The organism is Spirosoma foliorum (genome assembly GCF_014117325.1).
Classification (GTDB): domain Bacteria; phylum Bacteroidota; class Bacteroidia; order Cytophagales; family Spirosomataceae; genus Spirosoma; species Spirosoma foliorum.
This window is the reverse complement of sequence record NZ_CP059732.1, coordinates 1,827,864-1,854,000: the sequence shown is the minus strand read 5'-3', so window position 1 is coordinate 1,854,000 and position 26,137 is coordinate 1,827,864. Positions and strand designations below refer to the sequence as shown.

The following is a 26,137-nucleotide window of genomic DNA, read 5'->3' as shown; positions in this document are numbered from 1 at the left end:
CATCTAGTATCAAAAGGATCTAGTAGAATCAAAAAAATCTATTTTGGAAGAGTACTTGCATCAAGTCATGGTACTAAACGACTTTAGATAAGATGCATCGGTCATTTTTTCTTTACGACTTAAGGTAAATAAATTCATTAAGTGAAAAATTGCGGACCTAAACGGGCTTGATTGTGAAGAAAAGTGGGTGCTCCATTGTTTCAGCGACAAGACGCACCTCCCTAGAGAACAGCACTGCTTTGTAAACCTATTAATAAGCTTAGTTGTGACAGCAAGAATAAAGAGCCGGATTGCATCCATCGATCTCTTAAAAGGATTCGTGATGATACTTATGGCACTTGACCATACCCGTGAATATTTTCATGCACCGGCTTTTCTGTTCGATCCAGCAGACCCTGTTCATTCGTCAGTACCCATTTTTTTTACCCGGTTCATCACCCATTTTTGTGCGCCTGCCTTTAGCTTTCTAGCCGGGATTTCTGCCTTTATGGCTGGCCAGGGAAAACCCAAAATGGAACTGTCCGCATTTTTACTGAAAAGGGGGGTGTGGCTAGTGGTTATGGAACTGACCATTGTGAATTTCGGATGGTATTTCGATGTGCATTTCCGAAACATTGACCTGCTGGTACTTTGGTCGTTAGGGATTAGTATGATGGCATTGGCTGGATTGATCTATCTCCCAAGAGGGTTGTTATTGGGGATTTGCTGCCTGTTGATCTTCGGGCATAACCTGCTGGATACGATCCATTTTGAAAACAGCATTAGCTGGAGTTTGCTTCATGAAGAGAACGTGTTTCCTGTTGCGGGCATTTACAATCTATATGTTGGTTATCCTGTTTTACCGTGGACAGCGGTCATGGCGTTGGGCTATTGGTTTGGCTTATTTTATGGGCCTCTATTCGATGGAACTAAACGAAGAAAGGTGTTTAATATAATAGGCGTTTTTGCCTGGCTCCTATTCATACTTCTTAGAATCACAAACCTATACGGTGACCAAAGCGCTTTTGTCCATTATCATTCGTTGAGTAAAGGCCTGATCTCTTTTTTCAATCCCACCAAATATCCTCCTTCCTTGTTGTATTTATTAATGACATTAGGGACCGTTTTTATTTTTTTGGCTAATGCAGAAAACGTACGGGGTAAGGTCGTTACTTTCTTATCTACCTTTGGCAAGGTGCCTTTTTTCTATTATATTCTGCATATATATATTATACATGGGCTAGCTATGTTATTGGCGCAATTGTCAGGTTTTGGCTGGCAACACTATCTGTTGACAGCCTGGACCAGTTTTAATCCTGACCTGCAAGGCTATGGCTACCCGCTTTGGGTGGTTTATGTAGTATGGCTAAGCATTATTGGCTTATTATACCCTTTATGTAAAAAGTTTGCGGCTTACAAACAAAGTCATAAAGAAAACTGGTGGTTAAGTTATTTATAACACACTGGTTTATAGATGTTAACCCTATAAAGCTGCTGATACTAGAAGGTTTTATCCTATGCTGGCTGATGAAACGCACCGCATCCTTAGAATTCTAGTAATCTTTAGTAAGCTAACTACAGACTGAATACGATTGTCATCACAGCAAAAAGCCGGAGCCTTAGTCTGCTCCGGGTGGCGTAGCTGTCGAGAGACGGGCAGCACCTCCCTCGGATGGTTGAGCTAAAACCAACCAAGGGCGAAAAGGTCGGAGCTATAGTTATTACGTGAATTTGGATGGCACTCCATCAATCTTGTGCTCGTTGGAGTAGCCAACACACATTACAAAGGTAAGTGTTTGCCATCTCACCATCGGCCGTCCGCCTATACGTTTGGTTGTGGACTAATTTGCTTTATCTCAGCAAAGGCTCCCAACTGAGACGAAGGAGTGTTCATATCTGCTCCTTAAACAGGACGTATTATAGAACGGCCTATTTTAATAACTGTCAACGACTATCCGTAGTATACGGGGTGTTACTTTAAGCTGACTAGAATTTATCTAACCGATTAATAAAATAGTCGCTGCAGCAAGCGTTTTTTTAGTTTTGTCTGTCAAGGTCCCATCATTGTGGCTAGATCGTATGCTACGAATGAGGAGAGATATAGACTAAAACAACAGACTAGCACTCAAAAGGTCATTCTCAAAAAATGCTTCCCAATGAAACGAGGGGGTATCAATAATTCTGGCGTTTTTGGAGACTATTCAATTCCAACGGATTTTGAGTTTTTGGGTCCTAATGAAAATAATTAACTCCCGAGTTACAACTGGATACTGACCCTTTGCGAGCAGCCTTCATGAGCTACCAGAAAGAAGACCCATGTAGGCCAACATCCCTTAGAAAATAATTTTGTGAGCATACCTACAACCTATACCAATATGATGAGGAAATTAACCACCCTAGTCTTTCTGAGCCTTTGCATGCTACAGGGTCTCAGTAGCCAACCCCTCCAGCCTTGTCCAGCCTTTAACCGACTCACAGCACAAGGGGACCTGGCTAAAGGAAAGCCTAAACTGTTTCTACCAGGCGGGATAGCCCCCCTTAGGCGGGCCAGCGATTCCGTCATGGAAAAACAATTAGGTTTTATCTATCAAGACTTGGGTTGTGTTAGGCCCGTTGACGATCGTTGTCTGCGCGAGTATAGCCAGGTGGTCTTTGCTTACTTAGACAAACTGCATGGAAAACAGTGGCGGGCGTACGTGCGCAAAGAGGTCTTATTTCTACTTCCTCCACCTAGTCTGGCTACTAATCGGTAGTCAAAAAAGTGGCAGTAGCGCAACCAAGTACGAACCCTCAGCCTATCGATTTTCGGATTGCTCGTCTCGGTAGGGCTCTTACCCTGGATTAATACGCGTTCCTAGTTATCAGACTTGGCGGTTACAAAATAAGTCCGCCTGAAACAAAGCCCCTAGGTTACCGATAAGGCAGGCTAGGGCGAACAAATGATCGAGGCATGCCTGCCGATCTGTTTCCACTGCCCATTTTTTTTCAGCCAGATATTGGTAAACCGACGTTTGGTCGGTTGGCCGGCCTTGGCTTCCTGCAGGTCATGCTTGGCTACAAACAATTCGTAGCCCATGGTAATGACCAGGTTTTCCTGGACTTGCATCTGTTCAATGACGCGCTCAAAGGAGCTGTAATCAATCAGTCCCTGCTTCTGATTTTTAAACACGGCCGCTCGATTGGGGGCAATGGTATTGCGGGGCGTAGTAACCATAAATTCAGGGGCCCAAATTTGGGTCAGTAAGCTGGTATCAGCGGTTAAAATACCTTTAACGCCAATCTGCTCTAAGTCTTGGATGGTTTTTTCAATGTCAGCTGTAGACTGAGCTTGACTGACTAAACCCTTCAGCAGAAACCCATAAAGAAGTACGTATTTAAGCATGGATGTCGTTTAATAAAAGCATAAAGCGGTCAGTGGGCTAATCCCTTACCAATGAATACGGTCTACCTGAACAACGGTTTAGGCATTCATTTACCTAAATATGGTCGGTGAAGTACCAGATAATAGAATTGACTTAGTAAACGGTATAAGGAAAGTCAACTATGCTTTAAAAGGGCTGTTAGCTTGTTTAAAGTAGAGCACGTCAGGCTACCTACTACTTTTTGTTGATCCCCTTAAAACGCTCCTTAAAAGGAGCTTGGGGCGCTCCTGTTTCTGCTTCTTGAATCGGCGCCATCAAGGAACGGAAATCTTTCCTGGACTTGCAATAGTATAGTGGAGATTTTTCTAAGCTGCCATTGAGGAAGAGAAAAAATAAGATTCCTGTTCACAGGGAGTCCGGTAGCCCAGCACCGAATGTTTCCGTTGGCGCAGGGCGGCCTGTGCCGTTATACCAACCTTCAATATACCGCACAGGCGGCCCTGTCGAACGTAGCTAATCGGGCCGCTGCTCGTGTGTCAAAGTGAGCATGGTTGACCAATCGCAACGGTGGACCGTTCACTCTTGATCGTCTTAAAAAACTTTCCGCTTCGGCATTGTCCCAGCAATTGCCCTTCCGCTTCGTCATACACGCACGGTTCGCCGTTGCGGTCGTTTAATCATAGTCAAATTGGAGTTAGCCCCCCAAATCTGCCTAAAAAAAGTCTCCAGTCAAATGTAGAAAGTCCAAGTAGGCCGTACCTCATTCATTGGAATGTACATTCTAAAATCCGATGACCAGCAATAGGGACTGGGATGACGTTCAAAACTTTAACCTGTTGGTTAGCAATGAAGTATTCGATCTGGTAACGACTCGACTCATCGATCACGTAAAAATGAGGAAAGCGCTCTTTGGTAAATTCGGTTGCTTTAACAACCCGAGGCTCGTTATATTTTTCCCGCATCGAGACAAACAGATTGTAGTCAGTCGAGGAGTTCTTCAAGTTGCCCGGTGTGAGCACTGTTTTGCGGTGCATCAGATAATACGCATTCGCCAGCTTATAGTGCCAGATGGGTAGAAAGTAGTCGGCGGATTCAAAAAAGACCGGATAACGCGCTTCATTATGGGGCAGATAGTCCAGAATACCGCTGGGGAAATGCACAATTTTTCGGTTCTGGTAAAACATGAAACCAATCAGTAGGAGTACATAAAGCGGCACGAAACGGGCGAGTCGAGCGGTAAACCGGACCTGAGGGGCTAGTTGGTAAACGGCAAAAACCAGCTGATACACTACCAGCAAATGAGTCGGCCATTGATAGCGACTCAGAAAAACCGATAAATAGGTATAAGATACAATCACAGTACCCCCAGCAGTAGCCATAGCCACCCAGCCTGTAAACAGGTAAAAACTAAAGGCATCCTCGTCAATAACAGCCTTCACGCCTTTTTTTAGCCGGGGCAGTGCGATATAGATAAACAAGCCTACGACAAGAGCAACCCGCAGGATAGGCAGTAAGGCTAAGGCTGATCGCTGTTCAAGCCGTGACGATATGGTCGGAATGACTTCACCAACCGTTCTGAAAAAAGAGAGAAACGTTGGCTCGGGAATCCAGGAGTAAGGTTTACCTGATAGGGACTGAATCTGGAAATTATGGTACCACAGGATCAGCCACACGCTGTAAATCAGAAAATGGGAGGCCGCTACCCACCAGTATGCCTGCCGTTTGGACCAAATGTAGAGAACAGCAAAAAAAGTTAGGGAAGCCGTTACATAAAATGAGCCAAAATTGTGGGTCATGACCAGCAATGCACCAGCCAGAAAATGCAACCCAAGCAGCCGGGGTTGATTGGGGTTTTTGATCAGGGGATGAGTGGCCATGAAATAGAGACAACTCATCAGCAGATACAAGGCGTAGGATCTAATCTGAGTAGACAGAGTATAATTCAGGTAAGTCAGGCTGATAATGAGAGTAAAGAGGATAAAGTTAATCAGGGGCGTGCCAACCAAACGCGTGGTGTAGCGATAAAACAGGCCGATGGCCGTAGCAAACAGGGCAATCGAAATAGCTTTTAAGAAGTATTCGTTCAGGCTAATGGCATGAGCTAAAGTCCAGACAAGGTTAAAATACAAGGGTGGATTCGAATCCAGGTTACTGACAATCGCCTGATTCATGTGGGCTCGTGAGGGGTCGGATAGCAGGATGTAGCTGAGTACTTCATCCATCCAGATCCAGGGTTGTTTGAAGAACAGGGAGGTTAGTAAGCTGCCAAAGATGACCAGACCAATGAGCACGCTAAACAATAGGGTTTGCCGCTTAAAGTTTTCACTGGGCAAAGCAGGGTTAGGCAAGGATTGATTCATAGAGGTTAAAAAACTAGTCCCATCATCCAATAAAAAGTTGACGATTTGAGCTAGCAACGGGCTTTAATTTACCCCACTTCAAACAACTATTTTAGACTAACCTTTTGCGATTTTATTGAGAAAGCGGTCCCCCAACTCACAAAAGGGCTTGGTAACAGGTCCATACATTTCAGAATCATCAAAAGGTTGCTGGATGCGGGATAAGTATTATTAGTTCTGTGCCGCCAATACCTATCCGGGTGATGAGTGAGAAACTGAGTACCGAGAAAGCAGATGTAGTTTCCCGCGCCAACGGTAGGATTCGGGTGAATGTCAAAGAAGTAAGCTCGGTGAATACGGGTCTGAGCAATATCGTCAACATCGCGGATTGGGCCCAGAAGAATAACCAATAACCCTGGCCATCATGATCTTGAATTATGTTAAAGTCACCTGGTGTAACCTTGTCAATAACAAAGTCTATTTGGGCAGATAATTGACAATCTCATAAATCGCTCCCATACGAGACGAGGTGATCTTCAACTAGATGCTGTGTAAAGGGGGCGTTTAGGGTGATTGATTAATTTCCTCTATTTTCCCACAGCAAACATGAACTTGGTGACACATGCGGTTTGGAATGATCCTTTCCCTACTATGTATAGGGGGGCCTTGCTTGGCCCAAACTCAACAAAGCGTCAGTTTTATCAACGATAATCATCTATTAGCTGGCACGCTCACGATGCCTCCAGGAAAGGGGGTTCATCCAGCAGTACTTATTGTCTTGGGTAGTGGCTCTAGCAATCGAGATGGGGAGATAGAGGGGCTTAAGCCCTTCCAGGCTTTGATGGCCGAACTGGTCAAAAAGGGATTTGCTGTGTTACGCTATGGTAATCGGTCTAAAGGTAGCTCACCAGGTAAGCCAATTGAAGAGTTTACTACTACAGAATTGGCTTCCGATGCTCAAGCGGCTTTTAGATTATTAAAGGGTCATAAAGAGATAGATTCCGAACGAATTGGGGTTATCGGGCATAGTGAAGGAGCGACCATTGCCGCTATTGCTGCTTCAAGGATTCCGAAAATCAGATGTTTACTCGCTCTTAATGGGCCTGCCAATATCCTAAACAGATGCTCCCTGCTGGTCAAACAAAGGAGGAGTTTTTTAAAAACCAGATAGACGCTATGTGTACGCCCTGGTATCAGTTTTTGTATAAAACTGACCCGGCTACTTACTTCGGAAAAGTGGCTTGCCCAGTTCTAGTGCTGAACGGGTCAAAGGACTTACAAGTGGATGCCAGTAAAAACCTACCGACTATTTCAAAAGCGGTGAAAGCGGGCGGCAATCCGCATGTGACGGTCAAAGAATTGGTTAAGCTAAACCACTTCTTCCAAGAAAGTGAAACTGGCCATCCCAATGAGTATGCAAGCCTCAAGGAAACGTTTTCACCGACTGCATTGACCGTGATGCCTACTTGGATTACGACTCAAATTAAGTGAAATCTTGGCTGTACTATAGTTGTTAGCGGAACGGGTTAGTAAGCTTAGGTGTCTCAAGAATACGCTCCCAGTTGAGACGAACGGACAATTACCATCTCCAACTCACGATTAGGGCATTTTTTGAAACATCATTTAGCCTGGCTTTTCGTACTTCGGCTAACATAAAATTAGTTATATACCTTAACGTATGCTACTGATTTCTGTGTACAGTAAATCGGTAAGCTTATGTATATTAGCGTATTACAACGAAATAAGAAAAGTAGAAAATCGCTTCATTTCAAGCGAAGGGTCGTTGAAGTCTTTCGAGCCGAGATTGCCGAAGCCCTTGACATTGAACGATGCCTGCACATTTCCCTGACCGAATTGCGTCAGTTGAACCGATGGTATTTCAAGCACCGATTAGCCCCTTATTTGTACCCGTATCGCTGTTACAAATCCATGAAAAAGCACGATCAAGATGCCTACGTCAAAGCGCTGGAACGACGTCTGGCTGCCACTGAAGAGGAAAATAAACTCCTTAAACTCAAAGCTGAGGCTTATCAGACGGCCATCCAAATTGCCGAAGAACAGTTTCAGATCCCGATCTTAAAAAAGTCTGGCACCAAACCCTTCAAAAACTGACTCGTCGCTATCCCCTGGTGGGTATGGAGCAGTTGTGCGGAGTGTTTGGGATGACAAGACAGGCCTGGTATGCGGCTACCCGGCGTCAGGAAAAACGGGGCTTTCAGGCAGCCATTGTTCTGGCTGAAGTCAGACGATTGCGTAAGCAAGTTGCGGGTTTGGGCACGACTAAATTGTATGAGCTGATGCAGGATTTTCTGGCTTCTCATCAAATCAAGTTAGGACGTGACAGGTTACATAAATTACTGAAAGACAATACTTTACTGCTTTCTAAGAAACGATCAAGAGTTAAAACGACCGATTCCGATCATGATTTAGAGAAGTATCCTAATCAGGTTAAAGAGCTCAAACCAGATCGAGTGGGTCAGCTCTGGGTCAGTGATCTGAGTTACATTCGGGTGGGGATTGGCTTTGCCTATTTATCGGTGATTATGGATGCGTATTCGCGTAAAATTGTAGGCTGGTCATTCCACAAAACGTTAGAAGCCAAAGGGCCAGTAGCGGCTTTGGAGATGGCCCTAAAAACGCGTGGTCAGCCGAATCAACCGCTGATCCACCACTCCGATCGGGGCGTTCAGTATTGTTCGGGGGCTTATGTGGATCGATTGCGTCAAGCTACAATTACCATTAGTATGACCGAGTCGGGTGATCCAAACGAGAATGCTTTAGCGGAACGGGTTTTCCGTACCCTAAAAGAAGACTTTCATCTGTGGGGGTTCCCTACTTTTGGTGTGGCTGAAACGGCTATCGAGCAGGCCATTGGTGCTTACAATTCAGTACGACCGCACGCGTCTTTAGGCTATAAAACGCCTGATCAGGCTCACCAGGGTCAAGGCTATCAACCACTAAAATGGTACCCTTATAAAAAAGTTCGGTACGGAAATGTGCAATATCAAGCTGATTGGCAGCCTTGTTCTCCATTGTAAACCTATACCAGTAGCATACGCCCCGTTCATAACTTAATTCGGTATACAAGTTATAATAGGGACCTCCTGCACTTGTACTAAGGTTATAGACATAGGTAATTTTAAAACTACCTGTTGGACTTACGGTATCATTTTTACAACTAGTAGCTGCCATGAGCAGCAACAGACAAAAGATCTTTCCCATGAAACGTTGCTTTTTTGATTCATTAACTACGAATCAGATTGAAGGTTTAGCAACGTGCATAAGTTGTCGGATATACATCCACTAAGACAATATGGTATTTTTTTAAAAATTGTATTATTTCCATTTAAGTCATAGAACTAATCATATGCAAAGGGAATAAATTAAGAAATCGCTCTTCATATCATAACTTCACATTCTTGGTGTACTAAAAAGTCACCTCGCTCGCATAGACACTATTTGAATCAATGGGGGTTGCCCACAATTTTCCACTAGAGTAGCTGGATTTTTATAACGAATCCATACCGAGACTGGAAGTTTAAGGGTATTGAAATCGTTGTAAGGAGTGGGAAGGTTTGTCGTACGAGCCATGTAAATTGCTTCTGTTTCAGACTTAATTGTGTAACCACCATCACAAACGTATCCAGTAGGTTCATAAGTCAGAATGGTTGCCTTCACTTCCGGCGGCTCAACTTGACTGTTATGACAACCTATTAAGCCAAGTAATAGAAAAACAGTCAGTTGCTTCATCAGAATAAAATCATAACAGCTTTCATGTATAAGGGCGTTTTTTGAAACAGCATTTAACCTGACTGTTTGTACTTTGGCTAACATAACATAGGTGGCTGTTGCAAAAGTCGATATCTGCTTGACAGGGCACGCCGAATCACCCATTTTTAGTCAATCAGTAATCACAACTTGATAGTCTAACTAACCCTTTTATCCACATTCGAGGCTTTTGCAACAGCCACATAGATTATACAACACAACCTGATTCGCATTACTTAACTTCAAGCCGCTAACTAAATTTATAGTTTTATGAGCTAGTTGGTATATAGAACTGTTCGCTGCCTTCGTTTCGTGGATAGGTTCTACTTAATCCTCCTACCTTATGCGTCCTAGACTCTTTTCTCTTTCACTGATGGCGATAGTTAGCCTGACAACTTCACTAGCTTGCTTGGCTCAAAAGCCAAGTTATGATGTGACAATAGTAGCGGATGGTAAGCCCCTTGATCTTAGCCAAGGCATCCCAGCGCATACCAGAACACTACAGTTGAGAGCCCAACTCACTCAAAACAGCCAGCAACAATATCCCCAACTAAAACCCACTGTATTAATCAACAAGGCTATTCTCAATTTAGTACGAGATACAAGACGAGTTAGCTTTGTTAACTGGCCAAGCGATGAGTCAGTAGCTAGTTTATTCAAGCAAGCTCAAGTAGGTGACCGCTTCTTGATTCAATTTGAGGATGTCGAGTCACAGACAAAAGGGGGCGTGGTGCAGAAAATAGACAATTCAAAAATTGTTCAGGTGACCGTGAAGAAATAGCACCATACATATAAATACCACTTTGCTTGCCATAACGGCAGTGGCTATTGCAAAAGTCTTGACAGGCATTAAGGTAGCCCGCAAAGAAGCCACTTTAGGGGTGATTCTTCCACCGAAAACAGGGGGCTGGATAAGGCTTTTCAGAATCCATTCAGACTTATGCAATAGCCACGGCACTTATACAACAAAATTTTATGTCTGATTTTAATGCTTTCTACAAAGGGCTATTTGAATCAAGAGATCCTTTCGACAATTATATAGATCAATATTCAGAGAATGGGAAAAAAGTCCACAAAGCAAAAATAATAGCTTTACTTAGAAGTAATATTCAACAAAAATATTTAGAAGGACTGGAGGCCACATTAGCTGTTGCTGACTTAAATGGAGTTGACTTGGATTATAGTGATATACTGCTAGAGTTACTAGCCCAAAAATGGCATACTAGACATGAAGATATAGTAATGCTTTTAGAAGAGGTTGAAGATCCTAAGAGTGTTCCTATTCTTTATGAAACTGCACTCAGTTGAGGTGGGCCGGTTTAGCCGGACACTTTGTCATTTAGAGTTTGAGTGAAATTAGCTTGGTAATACTGCTTCTCAAAATTAATCGGTGATTGATAGCCTAAGGCCGAATGCAAACGTCGGAGGTTATAATACCCTTCAATATAATTAAATAGCTCATCGTGAGCGTCTTGCAGGTTATCAAAGCAGCCATCTTCTAATAGTTCTGCTTTCAGACGGCCGCTTCGGCGGTCCGATCCACAAGGATTCCGCATGGGCATTCTAATAAGGGTTATCTTTCTCGGCCATGCTCTGGCGGCAAGCCCATTTGTCAAGCCGTTTCTGAAAAACTTTACCGAAATACTGGCCACCTTGGTCCGAGTGCACAATTAAGCCCGATTTGGGCCGCCGTAAGGCAGTAGCTTGATCGAAGGCCCTAATAATCAAGCTCTCTTCCATCGTTAAATCGACACACCAACCGACAATCCGGCGGGAGAACAACGGGGCCGCCCGTGCGGTCTAACCAACTCGCTAAATATACCCAATCTCCGCCAGTAAGCGGTAGGTATGTTATATCCCCCACCCAAGCCTGATCAGGCCGAACAGGTACGCCCAGTTCCAGCAATAAATTGGGGCAGGGACGCAAGCCGTGACTTGAATCGGTAGTGCGGGGAACAAAACTGCGGGGCTGAATCGCTTGCCAATTGTGTTGTTCCATAAGCCGTCTGATTCGATGACGCCCCAATTCTATCCCCTCTTCAAACAGCGCTTTCTGCACTCGACGACTACCATATCGCCGACGGTTTTCCCAGAAAATTTCCTGAATGTGCGTTGTCATCTGTTGATCGTTCTGGGAGACTTGAAAGGTTTGGCCGGATCGGTAAGCATAGTAACTACTTTTGCTGACTTCCAACGTGTTACACAACAATCTTATTGGAAAGTTGGGCTCTTCCTGTTTAATAAACTGGTAAACTAGTCTCAAGTCATTCGGCTGAAAATGGCGACAGCTTTTTTTAAAATCGCTCGCTCCATTTCGGTTTGACGGAGTTGTCGTTTGAGCGACTCAACCGCCACGGCGGACCGTTTCATCTTCCAAAGCGGATGATTGTTTTTCTTCCCCTTTGTTCTTTTTTTCAGCCGCCCGCCAGGCATGGATGATGCTATCGCTGATGCCCATTTTACGAGCTACGGCAAGGATGGGTTCGCCGTTGGCAACCAGGCGCAGCACATCGGCTTTGAATTCAGCGGTGTACTTTCGTTTGGGAGTTGAATGTTTGGCCATTTGACACGAAGTTAAAAAAGTTTCGTGTCCGGATTTTTAGGACCATCTCAAGTATACCCGATTGGGATGATGGGAGGTCGCTAGTGTTACTTAAAGAGTAGTCTGGCGGCTTTTTGTATTTTTGATGCTGTAACTCATCTTCCATGACTAAGCATCGACTGACTCTAACGGCCACCGAACGTACAGAATTACTGGCTAAAGTCCAAAAAGGCAAAACAGCCGCTAAACTCATCCAAAAAGCACAGGTGCTTTTGGCCAGTGACGAGGCTGTCGAACGCCAGAGCCAAACTACGATTGCCGCCACCTATCATCTCTCCACACGCAGTGTTGAGCGGATTCGCAAAGAATTTTGTGAGCAGGGCATGGCGGTCTTTGATCCAAAGCCCCGCCAGCCCCGTTCCGACAAAAAGCTGACGGGGGAAGTGGAAGCTCACTTGATTGCCATTGCCTGTAGCGAACCACCAGTCGGTGAAAGCCGCTGGAAATTACAGGCTATTGCGGATCGACTGGTCGAACTCCAAGTAGTTGAAACGCTTTCTCACACGAGTGTGGCAACGGTGTTAAAAAAAACCAACTTAAGCCCTGGCGGGTCAAGGGATGGGTGATTCCGCCCAAGCAAAGTGCCGATTTTGTGTACTATATGGAACAGGTTTTAGCTGTTTATGAGCGACCTTATGATGAGCGGTTTCCCGTTGTTTGTGTGGACGAATCACCCAAACAACTAATCGAAATCAAGCAATATCGTTCCGCCGACGGCACACGCATCCAAGATTCCGAATACATCCGGCGGGGCGTAGGCGAGATTTATATGGCCTTTGAACCCTTGGCAGGGCAACGGTTTGTCGAAGTCAAAGACGATCACAAGGCCATTACGTGGGTGGGTGTGCTAGCCAATTTATTGGACGGCCCTTATACAGACTGTGTAAAAATGACGGTGGTTGGAGATAATCTGAGTGCCCATAAACCCAGTGCATTTTATACAGTTTTTGGGGCCGAGAAAGCCAAAGCGTATCTGGATCGATTGGAGTTTGTCTATACCCCCAAGCATGGCAGTTGGCTTGACATGGCTGAGATTGAGTTGTCCATCTTACAGCGTGATTGCCTGAATCGGCACATTGCGACCAAAGAGTTGCTGGTAGCAGAAATTACCGCCTGGCAAGCAAACAGAAATGCCAAACAAGCGAAGGCGAACTGGCAGTTTACCACCAAAGATGCCCGAGTAAAATTACATAAGCTATACCCGACAGTTTAATCTTTAGACAACACTAGCTAAAAAATGCATTTGGGCCTTAGCTGCTATTAATACTTCAGAGGCAAAGGATAAAATAAGACTACTTTCGACTATAAATGATTGGATTATAAGTGAATTTGCTACTGAGCAATTAAATTATCTACTAAACAAAAAATAGGGTAGTCCTAAGTTTCTAATATGTGGTTTTTACTACAGCTGTTTAGAAAGTAAAGACCCCCTTAATTATGCGTGTGTAAATGATGCAGCAACCGCTAAAAAAGCAAAGAGTCGGAACTGATCAACCAGGTCCCGGCTCTAGTGCGTTAACAGTTCCAGTCTTAAATCCGCTTGTCTAATTCGGGCTTAAACGGCTGATTGTACTGTCGTTTGCCGGTAGTTTTATACAGTGCATTGGCCACCGCCCCAAACACCGGAGGGAAAGGCGGCTCACCCAAGCCGGTTGGGTCGAGGTCATTTTCAACAAAGTGAACCTCAATTTTCTTCGGGGCTTCGTTATGCCGAATCAGGCGATAATTGTTAAAGTTACTCTGCTCAGCAGCCCCGTTTTTATGGGTCAGAGCACCGTAAAAGGCGTTACCGATTCCATCAACCACCGCTCCCTGTACCATGTTGGTGGCCGCATCGGGATTGACCACGATACCACAATCCATTGCACTAAAGACCCGCTCTACATACGGACTACCGTCACGAGTCACCATATCGACTACATGGGCCGCGTAGGAATTATGGCAGAAATAAGCGGCCACGCCCCGATGGTATTTCTCATTCCCCGGCTTGTTCCAACCCGACTTGTCGCGTACCAGTGTCAGCACACCCGCATACCGGTCGGCATCGTACTCGTTGTTTTTGCCAACTGGATTTTCCTTCGCTCGTTTTAACAACTCTAATCTAAACTCTATGGGGTCTTTACCCATGGCCTCCGCCACTTCATCCAGGAAGGATTGCTCAGCGGCAGCGTTGAAGTTAGAACGAGGAGCCCGAAAAGCGCCAATGGTGATATTGGACGGAATCTCCCAGCCTTCGGCCAGGTAGTTATCTACTGCCCCAGCCGGGAACCGGTTCGCGTGAATGGCATGCTCGGGTATCCCCCCTCCTTTCACATGGAATCCAATCAGGTTTTTATTGGCATCCAGAGCCGCTCGGTACGTTGCCGTGTACATGGGGCGATAGATGCCATAGGTCATGTCATCTTCTCGGGTGTATATCAATTTGACCGGGGCTTTGACCTTTTGGGAAATGAGTGCCGCTTCCGTCATATAATGGCAATACGCCCGACGGCCAAAGCCTCCGCCCATCCGGGTCATCTGAATCTCAATCTTGTCGGCAGGCAGCCCAATTCGTTTTGCTAGTGAGGGTTCTGCCCAACCTGGTGCTTGCAAAGGGCCAGCCACCAGTGCTTTTTCGGGGGTCACATGCGCGAAGAAATTCATCGGCTCCATGGTATTGTGGGCGAGGAAGGGTGCATTGTAGGTGCGCTCAATGATCTGAGCCGCATTTTTAAACGCCGTTTCCGGATCGCCGTCTTTTCGTAACTGTTGCGCAGGCTTTTTAGCCCATTCCGCCATTTTTTCCAGTTGGGTGCTGGTCGTTTCAAGCCCTCCGGGTACCGTCACTTCCCGTTTACCTCCCCTACCCATCATGGTATCTTTGGTATCGCCGACAGGTTCCCACTCCACTTTTAGTTTTTTGCGGGCATTCATGACTTCCCAGGTGCTCTTACCCACCACAACTAACAAATCATTGAACGAACGGGTATCGAAACCAGCCTGCTCGAAACCGTCGTCGTATAACTTCAAGGTAAAAACATCGGTAATGCCTGGCATTTTGAGGGTTTGGGAGGCATCGAACGATTTGAGTTTCATGCCGAAAGCAGGTGGATGCTGAATCATGGCGATGAGCATCTCCTCCACCCGATAATCCAGCCCGAACAGTGGTTTGCCGGTAACTATTTTAGGGCCTTCAACATTTCGCTTCGATTTTCGGACGATAGCAAAATCTTTGGGAGATTTAAGCTTCATACCTTTGGGCACCGGAAGAGTCGCTGCTTTACTGGCCATCTCGCCGTAATTCGCCGATTTGCCACTCGCGTGCTGCAATACCCCGGCTTTAGTAGTCACTTCAGCTACCGGTACGCCCCAGGCTTGTGCGGCTGCTTCGCAAAGCATCTGCCGGGCGGCTGCTCCGGCTTCACGGAGTGGTTTCCAGTACATGCGAACTGAGTTACTGCCTCCCGTAAACTGAGGGCCCAATTTCGCGTTGTCGTGCGGCCCCATTTCAACCACCACATTCTTCCAATCCACATCTAGTTCCTCAGCCACCATCATGGGCAGGGATGTCATGACGTTCTGACCAAATTCTGGATTTGGGCAGATGAGTTTAATTCCGTTGCCCGCTGTAATGTGAATGTAACCATTAAGCTGAGCCCATTGCTGAGGTACGTTCAAGGCTTGTAGTTTATCGGCGGCCTTCGCGCTGGATAACCAGCTCACGCTGAGCATCATGCCCCCACCAGAGCGCAATGACGCCTTTAAGAAAGAACGCCGATTAAGGGTTGTTTTGCTAGTAGTCATGGTCAGGATTTATTTACGAGTGGACGAGCTGGTTCCTTCTTTAGCTGCCGATTTGATAGCCTCTTTGATGCGCAAATATGTTCCACACCGACAGATGTTCCCGCTCATGGCTAAATCGATGTCCTCATCTGTAGGCTTGGGATTCGTCTTCAAAAGCGAAGCTGCGCTCATCATTTGCCCGGACTGACAATAGCCACACTGGGCAACATCGTGTTCCAGCCACGCCTTTTGCACCGGATGATCACCGGTAGCCGACAATCCCTCGATGGTGGTGATGGCTTCTTTGCCGACGGTCGAGATAGGTAGCTGACAGGAACGAACGGCTGTTCCATTTAAATGAACCGTGCAGGCGCCACACTGAGCGATACCGCAGCCATATTTGGTGCCCGGCATGTCCAGATGATCGCGGAGTATCCAGAGCATGGGCGTAGCTGGATCAACATCCAGCTGCCTGATTTTACCGTTAATTTTTATGCTAAATTTTGCCACAGTGGTAAGAAGTAAAGGGTTTACAACTGAAAATACAGGTTGAGTATCAGGATAAAGTTAGACTATAAGTAGTTCTTCGTCAAGGGCTACCCGTTCATGGATTGGCCCCGGTCGTTCGGTTAGAAATCCACCGTTCCGCTCGCTGAAAAAGGCTTTAATTTCACTCAGGATAGAAAGCGCAATCTCATCCGGCGTCTCGGCTCCCAGATCTAAGCCAATCGGGGAATGAACCCGCTTTAGCATCGTTGTATCAAAAGACTTACCCAATCGATCCCAGTGGGATTTCATTTTTTCGTAACGCTTCCGGGGACCCAGAACGCCGATGTAGGGAACATCGGTCAGCAACAATTTCGTTAGTACAGCCAAATCGTAGTTATAGTTGTGGGACATGAGCACGGCGGCTGTCCGATCGGTGAAGGTAAGCTTATCCGTTACAGCCTCAGCATCGGCGTAGAGCAGGCAGGTCGCTTCCGGAAAGCGTTTGGGCGCTAAGTGGGCAATGCAGTCTTCGGTTACCGTAACTCGCCAGCCGATTTCGGTGGCCAGCCGGGTGAGAGGAATTGTATCATAGCCAGCCCCGAAAATTACCAACTCGATACCGGGGTCCAGACGTTCAATAAAAACCTCAACCACACCACCTAGTAAGGGAATTATTGCCGTTAAGTGTTTACCCACTTCCATGACCAGTTCCATATCGGGCAGAAGCCAGACTGGAACCTGATTTGTTGGTTGCTGTGTAAGTAAAAACCGACTACCCTCACTTATTTCTAAGCCCGGTGTTTTTCGGCAAATGGTAGCAATGACGCGCCGGTCCCGATGCTGGCTAAATTCACCTAACAGAGCAACAGGATTCATTGGATCAGCCGGATCAATTGGCTCGATGAACACATCGATAATGCCGTTACAACCCAGGCCCACGCCCAGGCTGTTGGCATCGTCGTCCATGGTATCGTAGCGCACGATCATTGGCTTACCATCCAGCATGACCTGACGAGCTTTACGCAGCGCGTCACCTTCCAGACATCCACCGCTGATGGCGCCCTCCCAGCGGCCATCGTCACTCACCAGCATACGGGCACCGGGTCGTCGGTAGGCTGATCCTTCCACGTACACGACCGTTGCCAGGGCCACCTTGCGTTGCCTATGATCGAGTTGATCATAAATAGCCAGTATACGGTTAATTTCTTTCATGCTCTATGACTACAGACCTATGTTGGATTCACTTGTTAACTTATCGATGGCAGAAAACTTTCGTCAGTTATATACATATCCTGCCCGCAGATTTGACAAATCAATAATCATTTTCAATATATCAATGATGTTTTAGACAAACGACTGTAATACTCCTTCACACTACACAAATTGAGCGCATTGCGCAGTTTGTCTAGAAATTTGGTCGTTTGTCGTGTAACATACCTGTTGGGTGCTTATAAAGCCTGTTTCTTCAAACTAAGCTAGCACGCTTCCAATTTAGATTCTAGCGACTCTTTTGATCCTAATTGACAGCTTATCCATTGACTACCAATAGAATATCGCCAATAGAATCCGATAGAATCCGATAGAATCAACCGCGCAGGCGAACCCGAGAGTCTACGTTGGTAAAGCACTAGTAGAATCTCACTTCCTGACATTGTTATATTCCTGATCAGTCACCGGCTTCATCCAGGTTACTCGCCCAGTTGCAGTATTCGGTGTAATAGCGACCTGCCTAAAGCCAACCGTTGGTGAAGCACCGTGCCAATGAGGCACGTTTGGAGGACATTTTACGGCATCACCTTTCTTAAGAATTTGAATTGGTTTCCCCTGCTCCTGATAATAACCAATTCCATCCAGGGCCAATAGCACCTGCCCACCGGCGTGACTATGCCAATACGAGCGGGCACCCGGCTCAAAGGTCACGTAGCCGACCGGAATGTTGAAGGCGCTGTCTGGCTCAATTAATTGCTGAACCCAAACCACTCCGGTAAAAGTACTGGTTGGTGCGCGCTTTCCTTTTGGGAAAATTGCGCCCGAATCGGTCACGGCTTCTGTATGAACCTGCCCGCTAACCTGTAAACGTATCAATACAGATAGCAATACAGTGAATAGTGCTGATATCGCGTTGTAATTCATAGAGTTGACGTTAAAAATCACTACTGGACCAGATAGTTCGGCTTACCGCCTTGATGCCATAACCTGTGCTAAAACCGTCCGACCGCTCTCAGCCTCTGCTTTGCCTATGTTTGTCTCGATCAACGACATAACCTGTTCAAGTTGAGTTTTAGTTAGACCCAGATGCAGGCAGATTCCCAGGTGCGATTGAAGCATCGGTTCCACACCACCAATACTGCTCAGGACCGATATGGTGGTCAGCTCCCGATCAGTGAAACTGAGTACATCCCGCTCAAAAATATCAGCGAACAAGTGTTCTTTCAGGAAAACGTCGATTTCTGGACTGAAAGCCGAGTATCCGCGCTTTGGTCCAGCTTCTGGTTGTCCAGTCAATTTTTCGAGCACTTTTTTACCCCGTTCATACTTGGGTTCACGGCTGGCAATGGGCGTAGCTTCCCGACCCATTTTGTCCGTGATGCCTTTTTTCTTTCGTTCGTCGAGCACCACCATTAACGTTTGTAACCCACGAATGCTCCGTGGAAAACCGCAATACGCATACAAGTGAACCAACACTTCTTTGATCTCATTGACAGTCATCTCCGCATCCAGACCAGTGTTTAAGGCAAGCGAAAGTTTTTGCAACTCTCCCTTAGCAGTGAGCGCTGCAATAGCGACAATGCTCTGCTGCTTTACTGATAAACTGGGCGATTGATCCATCTGATTTTGTGCGTTGAGGTGGTTAACTGAAATAAACCAGCCGACTAGCCAACAACTGAAAAAGATTCGGCTCGCATTCATACTTTAGTTGATTTTCAACCAATTACGCACTAACGATCATAGCCATACGGCACAACCACAAGTTTACTTATTCAGGTTATTTTGCCGGAGAAAGTCCGAGAGCAAATCGGCAATCTGAAGATTGTTCAGGTCGGAAAATGGAAAGTGCGTATTGCCCTTGATGCCTAGTTCAGGCAGATGGACCACCTTTGCATGACCACCACGTTTGTTGATAGTCGCGGCCCAGATTCTTGCCATTTCCAATCCAGCCCGCCAGTGATCTTTATTCCAAACAGTGGTTGGTTTATCGGCAATGTTATCGCCGTAGTAAATGATGATGGGTATCCTGGTCAGTTTTTCAAAATCCGAAAGCGGAATTTCAACGCCTTTCAACTCACCAAAAAGGCTGGCCGATTGAATCGGTTTGGGTAATTCGCCCGTTGGGAAAACGAAACTACTAAAAGGCTCGTAAGCGATAATCGCCTTTACTTTCGGGTTCTTGATCGCAGTAAACCAGCCTACCCCTCCTCCCTGAGAATGAGTAACCAGCACGCCCTCCCCTATGCGATCGAATACTTTTGAACAGGCATTCGAAACAATATTGGCGTCAAAAGCCCCCGTATTCGGTGTCATTTGCCTAAAAAACTGCTCCAGGGAAGCCGTATCCTTAGGAAACTGACTTCCGGGGAAATAATCGGGATAGTTACCAATCCTGAATTGGGTAAACCAGAACTGTTCATCCGGCGCTGGGGTGATTGTTGTTGCAACCGTACTTTTTCCAGCATCGCCCCGCCTTGGCTGGTCCAGTAAATAAACCCCATAACCACGTCGGAGGAAGATTGTCTGAAACCCTTCCCGCCCATCGGGCGTTGACTCCCATGTCTTTTTGGACTCTCCAGCCCCGTGCAGGAAAACCAGCGGGTATTTATGGGCTTTCACCGGAATCTGGTAAAACGCATAGGCATGATCGCCGTGAAGGGTTTGTCCTTGTGGTTTTAGGGCATTCGCCACATCAAATTTCCCCGACTCGGTTAGCGTTGTACCACCAACCAGAAAACTTCCCTGTTCCTGAATAATCAGAGGCTCTCGCTTTCCCTTCGGTTGCGCATTTACCCCGAACGAAAGGAGACTGGCAATCAATAGACTAACCAAATAACGGCTTATATATGGATACGTAGCATGGGAAAGTTTAACGGATTGAGGTGATGCCATAGGGTTTAGATTTTTCGACTGCCTTATAATACCTTTAGTTTTTTCAGCCAACTCTTCACTGCCGTTTCGGCTTCTGTGGCTTTTTCTGCCTGAATAACCAGCAACTGGCCATCTCGCTCCGATCCACCCCGCATCGTAAAGCCTTCCAGTACGTTGCTGGCAGGGCACAGCTCCTTCACTGTCTGGAACGTACTGCCGATACCATAGCCCCCATTGGTATTAAACGGAATGACGGTTTTACCGTTTAGCGGTCCGCCGTTGCGGGCGTACTGATGTAAAAAGCTTTTCATGGGTGGAGGCAGTTGCATACCCCAGGTAGGAAAGCCGACGAATACCAGATCGTACTGCTGGATGTTGTCGATCTTTGTTTTTAACGGTGGCAGATAGCCCGTTTCGTTTTCCTTAGCCACCTGTTGAACCGTAGCCTGATAATTTTCAGGATAGGGCTTCTCCAGCTCCAGGGCCACCATCGTTCCACCTACCTGCTTATGAATCAGTTCGGCAATAGCTTTGGTGTTGTTGGTTCTCGACAAATAGACAATCAATACTTTCTGAGCGGCCGACGTTGAATCAGCCGTAGAATAGATAGCGTCCGATTGGGAAGAGGAACACGCCCCTATCAACAGAAAAACTAATAAGATCAGATGCGTCGTCAACGTGAGTAGTTTCATGTCGCGTTTACCAGCCTAACGACCGACCATCTTTTGCATTTGTTCTGGATAGCGAGCCCCCTGCACATCAATCGTTGACAGCGCATCATTGATTTCGGCCAGATCATTCCCACTGAGCGTGATCGCGGCTGCACCATTATTTTCGGCCAACCGGTGTTGTTTTGTTGTACCTGGAATGGGGACAATCCAGGGCTTTTGGGCCAGAAGCCAGGCAAGAGCGATTTGGGCCGAGGTTGCATTTCGTTCACTAGCCAGCTTACCCAGTAAATCAACCAACGCCTGATTTACTTTGCGATTCTCTTCCGAAAAACGAGGAACAATGTTGCGAAAATCCGTCTTATCGAATGTTGTGTTCTCGTCAATTTTACCGGTAAGAAACCCTTTCCCCAGCGGGCTAAAGGGTACAAAGCCAATGCCCAATTCTTCAAGTGTAGGCAGTATTTCCTTCTCGGGTTCCCGCCACCAGAGGGAATATTCACTTTGTAGGGCCGCTACTGGTTGAACCGCATGAGCCTGACGAATCGATTTCACACCAGCTTCTGAAAGGCCAAAGTATTTTACTTTTCCTTCGTTGATTAACTCTTTGACGGTTCCGGCTACGTCTTCCATCGGAACATTCGGATCTACCCGATGCTGATAAAACAGGTCGATGACATCGGTTCGTAATCGTTTCAGAGAAGCTTCGGCAACAGCGCGTATGTTCTCAGGCCGGCTATCCGTTCCTAAGGTCGTTTTAGCTTCTTTGAAACCAAACTTGGTGGCGATCACCACCTCATTCCGAAATGGCTCCAGGGCTTCGCCTACTAGTTCTTCATTGGTGTAAGGGCCGTATACTTCAGCGGTATCAAAGAAGGTGACACCCTGTTCAAAAGCTTTCCGTATTAGTTGAATGGCATCCTGTTTGTCGGTGGCTGGTCCATACCCATAACTGAGTCCCATGCAGCCAAGACCGAGGGTTGATACCTCCAGGCCGTTTTTGCCTAATGATCGTTTTTGCATCATTTTCTTTGTTGAACTAGTTAATGCTTAATCACATGCGTATCCCGCACGCTGCTAAAGGTCAGGGCTAACATTTTCCAGGCATTGCCTTCTTTTTTATAGACTTCGGTAACGGTAAATTCGACCTTGGCCTCATTGCCCCGAACCGTAGACTCCAGCGTAATGCGGGACCAGATGATGGCGGTGTCGTCAAACAACTCAACTGCCGTATCGTGTACATCTGCTTTTCGGTACCAGATGCTTCCGGTTTTAATAATGTCGAGTTCTTCGTCCTTTTTCCAGGTTCCACTCATATGGACAAACTTTGCCTTATCATCGAAGAGTTGGGCCAGCTTCTCCACATTTTTGTCAGCCATCCACTGCCATTTTTGTTTGGAGAGATTAATGATTTCCTGTTGAGCTTTCGTGGGAGGTGGTATCGAAGTGTTGGTTTGGGCCGTTTGAGCGAACGATGCCTGCATTCCTATCAGCAGGAAGCACAGACTAAGAATTGATGTTTTCATAAAGGGATTGGTATAATGAATTGATTGCCTATATGGAATGATTCAAGAGATGTTGATGGGTTTGTAGAACGGAGTACCACTCCGTTCTACAGAATCACTACCGATTGCCTGTATGTTCACTGAAGCTGTTTGTACTGCGGCTATTCCTGCTTTCGTGCGAACAGCTTCCGTGTGTCTAGTTTTTAACGGGTCGCATTAGCCGGGAGAACGAGAGTTGTCCCATCATCCATTTTCCGTTTTCTTTCACATATACTTCGGTCACCATAAACGGATTCGTGACCTCGTTTCCGCCTACAACGGCCACCAGATCGAGGTCGCTTAACAGGATAGCTGTATTGCCAATCAGATGGAAGGTCGTTGAATAGACACTCGCTTTCTTGTACCAGATGTTCCCGCTTTTAATGACCTCTAGCTCCTGGCTCTTGCCCCAGCTTCCGCCCATGTGGACAAACATCGATTTTTCATCGAATAGCCCGGCCAGTTTGTCTACATTCTTGTCGGACATCCACTGCCATTTGTCTTTCGAAAGGGTAATGATTTCCTGCTCAGCACTCGTAGAATTGCTTGCCGACGAATTCGATTGAGCAAAGGCCAATACTATGCCAAGGGCAAAGACGCAAAGTCCTAAAATTGATGCTTTCATAATGATTTTTAAGGGTTTATATCGATCTGTTGTGTTTGTGATTAGGAACTGAGTTTTCGTTCGCCCAGCCATTTGACCATAGCTGGATCACGATGATCAAAGAAAAGACTTGCTTTCGTATCGAGGGTTTTGATGGCTTCCATATCGTCGGCACTTAACTTAAAATCGAGGCTGTTAAAATTCTCTTCCATCCGCTCCTTACGAACCGATTTTGGAATGGCCACAACACCTCGCTGGGTCAGCCAGCGCAACACCACCTGAGCGATGGATTTGTTATACTTCGCCCCAATTGAGCCTAGCAATTCATTATGAAACAGATCGTTTTTCCCTTCCGCGAAAGGCCCCCAGGATTCGATTTGTACGTTGTTTTCCTGAAAGAATTGCTGTGAATCGATTTGCTGATGGAACGGGTGCGTTTCAACCTGATTGACCGCCGGAACAATTTCGTTGTGAACGATCAGATCAATCAAACGATCCGGATGAAAGTTACTCACCCCGATGGCCCGAACCCGACCTTCTTTATAAAACTCCTGCATGGCTCGCCACTCGCCGTACACATCGCCCATCGGCTGATGAATCAGATACAGATCCAGATAGTCTAGTTGCAGTTTTTTCAAGGAAGCTTCGAAAGCTTTCTTCGTGCCCTCGTAGCCATCAGACTGTATCCAAAGCTTCGTTGTAATGAATAGCTCTTCTCTAGCTACTCCACTTTTTTTGATGGCTTGTCCTACAGCCTCCTCATTGCCATACGAAGCCGCCGTATCGATCAGTCGATAGCCCGTTGCAATCGCATCGAGTACACTGCGTTCACATTCTGCCGGGTCAGGCACCTGGAATACGCCAAATCCCAGGATGGGCATTTCTACCCCATTGTTCAAAACTACTTGTTGCATAGGTATTTACTAATTATGGGACAAAGGTCTCCTCATTTATTTATCTGAATGGTATACAGATTACAGGGTTTACTACCATTATTACTGATTACTATTTTTGCATCAGGCAGGCTGCCCGGAAAGCAGTAATTTCGATTCAGAAAACCAACCGTACTATGGATACGCTGCGACGATTTGAGACAATTGCCGAGTATAACGCCTTCAATAAAAACGAAACACTCCATCCACTGGTGAGTGTCGTTGATCTGTCCAAAGCCGATCCCCGACAAGGCTCCCGCATGTATTTTGGCTTTTACACGATCTTCTTAAAAGAAGTCAAATGCGGAGATATGGTGTATGGTCGGCATACGTATGATTACCAGGAAGGCACGCTGGTGTTTATAGCACCAGGCCAGGTGGCCGGTATGAATAGTAATGGAGAAACCTACCAGCCTAAAGGGTACGCGCTGGTCTTTCACCCTGATTTAATTCATGGTACTACGCTGGGGCGGCATATTCAGGAGTATACTTTCTTTGGCTACCAGTCCTTTGAAGCGCTGCATTTATCGAGTCGGGAACGGCAGATTGTGCTGGATTGCTTTTCTAAAGTCGAGTACGAACTAGAACATGCCATCGATAAACACTCTAAAAAGCTGATTGTCGCAACGATTGAGTTGTTTCTGGGGTATTGCACGCGGTTTTATGATCGGCAATTCATCACTCGGGAGAATGTGCACAAAAGTGTATTGCAGCGATTTGAGACGCTATTAAATACGTATTTCCAGACGGATAAACCACAAACCATTGGCTTACCATCCGTCACCTACTGCGCGGGTGAATTGAATTTGTCAGCCAATTATTTTGGGGATCTGGTCAAGAAAGAAACTGGAAAAACAGCTCAGGAATACATTCAGGCGAAGGTGATTGATCTGGCGAAAGAACGAATATTTGACCAGAGCAAATCCGTGAGTCAAGTTGCCTATGACTTAGGCTTTAAGTACCCTCAGCATTTCATGCGCTTATTTAAGCAACGGGTTGGCCAATCACCTAATGAATATCGCCGGGCCGCCGAAGCAGACGCTCCATTATAATTAATGGACAACTTATGGGTGCTTTTCCAAAATGCGACGCCAGTGCGGGCTACAATTTGACATAGCCTTTAACTCAGTAGGTGTTGCAGAGAGCAGGCGTGTAAAGAGTTAGTCGTTAGGGAGTACGAGTCGCACCGAAACGATAAACTAAACCACAATTAACGTGAATTATGGATAAAATCTGGGTTTATCAATTGATTGTTAGTTATTTATAGTATTGTTTTTTGTCATCCCTCCTGGCGTCGGGATGACAAAAAACTAGTATCATGCTATTTGTAAATTGGCCATAATTCACGTTAATTATTAGTTACCCCTTCCAAGAGATTGTCTAAGTTTCATAAAACAGTCTCGGTTTTACCCCTAACCCCCTGAAGGAGGCTTATTCCCACGATGAACTAAGCCCCCTTCAGGGGGTTGGGGGTAAGGTAAACAAACGAAACACTAATTTTTAGGCAGCATCTAAAAAACACACAATACGAAGAACCGCTCACGGCGTTGATCCCTACATGGGACGTTTAATAAAGGATTCGAAAATTATTCATCGCAATATTACAATTAATAAAAAACCTGCTACATTTGTGGCATGGGATTGACCAAAACAGAAATATTCACCGAAGAGCAAAATCGTATGGCAGATTTGGCGAAGGCATTTGCCCATCCTGCACGAGTAGCGATTCTGCAATTGTTAGTATCCAGGAAAGCGTGCGTTTGTGGCGACCTAGTAGACGAACTGAATTTGGCCCAGGCAACTGTATCACAGCATTTGAAGGAATTAAAACGTATTGGTATTATTCAGGGGGAAATCAACCCGCCCCGTGTGTGCTACTGCATCAATCCTCCCGTATGGGAAGAAGCCCAACGCGTGTTCGGAGCCATCTTCAACACGTTCGTACCTATGACTGTAACCTGCTGCTAATTATCAGCAACTATTTTTTTGAGCAAATCAATCGTAATAT

The 26,137-nt window shown here is 46.0% G+C and carries 31 protein-coding genes; 13 read left to right on the top strand and 18 right to left on the bottom strand.

Annotated elements, in window-relative coordinates; all coding sequences use genetic code 11:
• The first annotated feature begins 265 nt into the window (after positions 1 to 265).
• Together H3H32_RS07520 and H3H32_RS07515 are read left to right on the top strand one after the other, a co-directional pair.
• Positions 266 to 1,438: an acetyltransferase domain-containing protein gene (locus H3H32_RS07520; RefSeq protein ID WP_240543689.1), complete on the top strand. Its 1,173-nt coding sequence runs from the start codon at positions 266 to 268 to the stop codon at positions 1,436 to 1,438.
• Positions 1,439 to 2,354: 916 nt separating this feature from the next.
• The gene (locus tag H3H32_RS07515; protein ID WP_182462116.1) at positions 2,355 to 2,732 is read left to right on the top strand and encodes an FEKKY domain-containing protein; all 378 of its coding nucleotides are present in this window, start codon (positions 2,355 to 2,357) and stop codon (positions 2,730 to 2,732) included.
• 173 nt (positions 2,733 to 2,905) lie between these two features.
• On the opposite strand, the gene H3H32_RS07510 is transcribed toward H3H32_RS07515, so the two are convergent.
• A complete protein-coding gene (locus tag H3H32_RS07510) occupies positions 2,906 to 3,361 on the bottom strand; it encodes a nuclear transport factor 2 family protein (RefSeq protein WP_182462115.1) in 456 nt (151 codons plus the stop codon).
• A 744-nt stretch (positions 3,362 to 4,105) separates the two neighbouring features.
• On the bottom strand, positions 4,106 to 5,701 hold the full coding sequence (locus tag H3H32_RS07505; protein ID WP_182462114.1) for a glycosyltransferase family protein: 1,596 nt from the start codon (positions 5,699 to 5,701) through the stop codon (positions 4,106 to 4,108).
• A 242-nt stretch (positions 5,702 to 5,943) separates the two neighbouring features.
• On the opposite strand from H3H32_RS07505, the gene H3H32_RS07500 reads away from it, so the two are divergent.
• From H3H32_RS07500 to H3H32_RS07480, 5 genes are all read left to right on the top strand, one after another.
• Entirely contained in the window at positions 5,944 to 6,093 is a 150-nt protein-coding gene (locus tag H3H32_RS07500; protein WP_182462113.1) for a hypothetical protein, read from the top strand.
• Positions 6,094 to 6,350: 257 nt separating this feature from the next.
• Positions 6,351 to 6,851 carry an alpha/beta hydrolase family protein gene (locus H3H32_RS07495; protein WP_182462112.1) on the top strand — a complete coding sequence of 167 codons (501 nt, stop codon included), beginning with the start codon at positions 6,351 to 6,353 and terminating at the stop codon, positions 6,849 to 6,851.
• A gap of 5 nt (positions 6,852 to 6,856) precedes the next feature.
• Positions 6,857 to 7,171: an alpha/beta fold hydrolase gene (locus tag H3H32_RS07490; RefSeq protein WP_182462111.1), complete on the top strand. Its 315-nt coding sequence runs from the start codon at positions 6,857 to 6,859 to the stop codon at positions 7,169 to 7,171.
• A gap of 225 nt (positions 7,172 to 7,396) precedes the next feature.
• Positions 7,397 to 7,792, top strand: coding sequence for a hypothetical protein (locus H3H32_RS07485; RefSeq protein WP_182462110.1), 396 nt, complete (start codon positions 7,397 to 7,399; stop codon positions 7,790 to 7,792).
• Positions 7,793 to 7,815: 23 nt separating this feature from the next.
• Positions 7,816 to 8,718 carry an IS3 family transposase gene (locus H3H32_RS07480; protein ID WP_182462109.1) on the top strand — a complete coding sequence of 301 codons (903 nt, stop codon included), beginning with the start codon at positions 7,816 to 7,818 and terminating at the stop codon, positions 8,716 to 8,718.
• 397 nt (positions 8,719 to 9,115) lie between these two features.
• Here H3H32_RS07480 and H3H32_RS07475 read toward each other — a convergent pair whose 3' ends face one another.
• Positions 9,116 to 9,514, bottom strand: a complete 399-nt coding sequence (locus H3H32_RS07475) for a hypothetical protein (RefSeq protein ID WP_182462108.1) — start codon at positions 9,512 to 9,514, stop codon at positions 9,116 to 9,118.
• Positions 9,515 to 9,791: 277 nt separating this feature from the next.
• On the opposite strand from H3H32_RS07475, the gene H3H32_RS07470 reads away from it, so the two are divergent.
• Positions 9,792 to 10,229, top strand: a complete 438-nt coding sequence (locus H3H32_RS07470) for a hypothetical protein (protein ID WP_182462107.1) — start codon at positions 9,792 to 9,794, stop codon at positions 10,227 to 10,229.
• A 194-nt stretch (positions 10,230 to 10,423) separates the two neighbouring features.
• The gene (locus tag H3H32_RS07465) at positions 10,424 to 10,756 is read left to right on the top strand and encodes a hypothetical protein (RefSeq protein WP_182462106.1); all 333 of its coding nucleotides are present in this window, start codon (positions 10,424 to 10,426) and stop codon (positions 10,754 to 10,756) included.
• An 11-nt stretch (positions 10,757 to 10,767) separates the two neighbouring features.
• Here the strand turns inward: H3H32_RS07465 and H3H32_RS07460 are convergent, their stop codons facing one another.
• The 4 genes from H3H32_RS07460 to H3H32_RS07445 form a co-directional block, all read right to left on the bottom strand.
• Positions 10,768 to 11,010 carry an IS3 family transposase gene (locus tag H3H32_RS07460; RefSeq protein WP_182462105.1) on the bottom strand — a complete coding sequence of 81 codons (243 nt, stop codon included), beginning with the start codon at positions 11,008 to 11,010 and terminating at the stop codon, positions 10,768 to 10,770.
• A gap of 1 nt (position 11,011) precedes the next feature.
• Complete coding sequence (locus H3H32_RS38135; RefSeq protein WP_220472610.1) at positions 11,012 to 11,188, bottom strand: DDE-type integrase/transposase/recombinase; 177 nt, start codon at positions 11,186 to 11,188, stop codon at positions 11,012 to 11,014.
• A complete protein-coding gene (locus tag H3H32_RS07450) occupies positions 11,166 to 11,567 on the bottom strand; it encodes an IS3 family transposase (protein WP_182462103.1) in 402 nt (133 codons plus the stop codon). The genes H3H32_RS38135 and H3H32_RS07450 overlap by 23 nt, the downstream gene beginning before the upstream one ends.
• A 225-nt stretch (positions 11,568 to 11,792) precedes the next feature.
• Positions 11,793 to 12,011: a transposase gene (locus H3H32_RS07445; RefSeq protein ID WP_182462102.1), complete on the bottom strand. Its 219-nt coding sequence runs from the start codon at positions 12,009 to 12,011 to the stop codon at positions 11,793 to 11,795.
• 143 nt (positions 12,012 to 12,154) lie between these two features.
• On the opposite strand from H3H32_RS07445, the gene H3H32_RS37075 reads away from it, so the two are divergent.
• Together H3H32_RS37075 and H3H32_RS37070 are read left to right on the top strand one after the other, a co-directional pair.
• On the top strand, positions 12,155 to 12,616 hold the full coding sequence (locus H3H32_RS37075) for a helix-turn-helix domain-containing protein (protein WP_220472550.1): 462 nt from the start codon (positions 12,155 to 12,157) through the stop codon (positions 12,614 to 12,616).
• Complete coding sequence (locus H3H32_RS37070; RefSeq protein ID WP_220472671.1) at positions 12,613 to 13,263, top strand: IS630 family transposase; 651 nt, start codon at positions 12,613 to 12,615, stop codon at positions 13,261 to 13,263. The genes H3H32_RS37075 and H3H32_RS37070 overlap by 4 nt, the downstream gene beginning before the upstream one ends.
• A 317-nt stretch (positions 13,264 to 13,580) precedes the next feature.
• On the opposite strand, the gene H3H32_RS07435 is transcribed toward H3H32_RS37070, so the two are convergent.
• The 11 genes from H3H32_RS07435 to H3H32_RS07385 all read right to left on the bottom strand — a co-directional run bounded on the left by H3H32_RS07435 (position 13,581) and on the right by H3H32_RS07385 (position 24,111).
• Entirely contained in the window at positions 13,581 to 15,833 is a 2,253-nt protein-coding gene (locus H3H32_RS07435) for a xanthine dehydrogenase family protein molybdopterin-binding subunit (protein ID WP_182462101.1), read from the bottom strand.
• 9 nt (positions 15,834 to 15,842) lie between these two features.
• Entirely contained in the window at positions 15,843 to 16,322 is a 480-nt protein-coding gene (locus tag H3H32_RS07430) for a (2Fe-2S)-binding protein (protein WP_182462100.1), read from the bottom strand.
• A 57-nt stretch (positions 16,323 to 16,379) separates the two neighbouring features.
• Positions 16,380 to 17,513 carry an XdhC family protein gene (locus H3H32_RS07425; protein WP_182462099.1) on the bottom strand — a complete coding sequence of 378 codons (1,134 nt, stop codon included), beginning with the start codon at positions 17,511 to 17,513 and terminating at the stop codon, positions 16,380 to 16,382.
• A 426-nt stretch (positions 17,514 to 17,939) separates the two neighbouring features.
• A complete protein-coding gene (locus H3H32_RS07420) occupies positions 17,940 to 18,434 on the bottom strand; it encodes a cupin domain-containing protein (RefSeq protein WP_182462098.1) in 495 nt (164 codons plus the stop codon).
• 42 nt (positions 18,435 to 18,476) lie between these two features.
• Complete coding sequence (locus tag H3H32_RS07415; protein WP_240543688.1) at positions 18,477 to 19,130, bottom strand: carboxymuconolactone decarboxylase family protein; 654 nt, start codon at positions 19,128 to 19,130, stop codon at positions 18,477 to 18,479.
• A gap of 144 nt (positions 19,131 to 19,274) precedes the next feature.
• Positions 19,275 to 20,402 carry an alpha/beta hydrolase gene (locus tag H3H32_RS07410; RefSeq protein WP_182462096.1) on the bottom strand — a complete coding sequence of 376 codons (1,128 nt, stop codon included), beginning with the start codon at positions 20,400 to 20,402 and terminating at the stop codon, positions 19,275 to 19,277.
• A gap of 23 nt (positions 20,403 to 20,425) precedes the next feature.
• On the bottom strand, positions 20,426 to 21,073 hold the full coding sequence (locus H3H32_RS07405; protein ID WP_182462095.1) for a flavodoxin family protein: 648 nt from the start codon (positions 21,071 to 21,073) through the stop codon (positions 20,426 to 20,428).
• A gap of 15 nt (positions 21,074 to 21,088) precedes the next feature.
• On the bottom strand, positions 21,089 to 22,072 hold the full coding sequence (locus tag H3H32_RS07400) for an aldo/keto reductase (protein ID WP_182464265.1): 984 nt from the start codon (positions 22,070 to 22,072) through the stop codon (positions 21,089 to 21,091).
• 20 nt (positions 22,073 to 22,092) lie between these two features.
• Positions 22,093 to 22,575, bottom strand: coding sequence for a nuclear transport factor 2 family protein (locus H3H32_RS07395; protein WP_182462094.1), 483 nt, complete (start codon positions 22,573 to 22,575; stop codon positions 22,093 to 22,095).
• A 175-nt stretch (positions 22,576 to 22,750) separates the two neighbouring features.
• Positions 22,751 to 23,218 (bottom strand): nuclear transport factor 2 family protein, encoded by a 468-nt coding sequence (locus H3H32_RS07390; protein WP_182462093.1) that lies wholly within the window; start codon positions 23,216 to 23,218, stop codon positions 22,751 to 22,753.
• A gap of 41 nt (positions 23,219 to 23,259) precedes the next feature.
• Positions 23,260 to 24,111 (bottom strand): aldo/keto reductase, encoded by an 852-nt coding sequence (locus H3H32_RS07385; protein ID WP_182462092.1) that lies wholly within the window; start codon positions 24,109 to 24,111, stop codon positions 23,260 to 23,262.
• Between the two features lie 155 nt (positions 24,112 to 24,266).
• On the opposite strand from H3H32_RS07385, the gene H3H32_RS07380 reads away from it, so the two are divergent.
• Together H3H32_RS07380 and H3H32_RS07375 are read left to right on the top strand one after the other, a co-directional pair.
• Positions 24,267 to 25,181, top strand: a complete 915-nt coding sequence (locus H3H32_RS07380; protein ID WP_182462091.1) for a helix-turn-helix domain-containing protein — start codon at positions 24,267 to 24,269, stop codon at positions 25,179 to 25,181.
• 583 nt (positions 25,182 to 25,764) lie between these two features.
• On the top strand, positions 25,765 to 26,097 hold the full coding sequence (locus H3H32_RS07375) for an ArsR/SmtB family transcription factor (protein ID WP_182462090.1): 333 nt from the start codon (positions 25,765 to 25,767) through the stop codon (positions 26,095 to 26,097).
• Positions 26,098 to 26,137 lie beyond the last annotated feature (40 nt).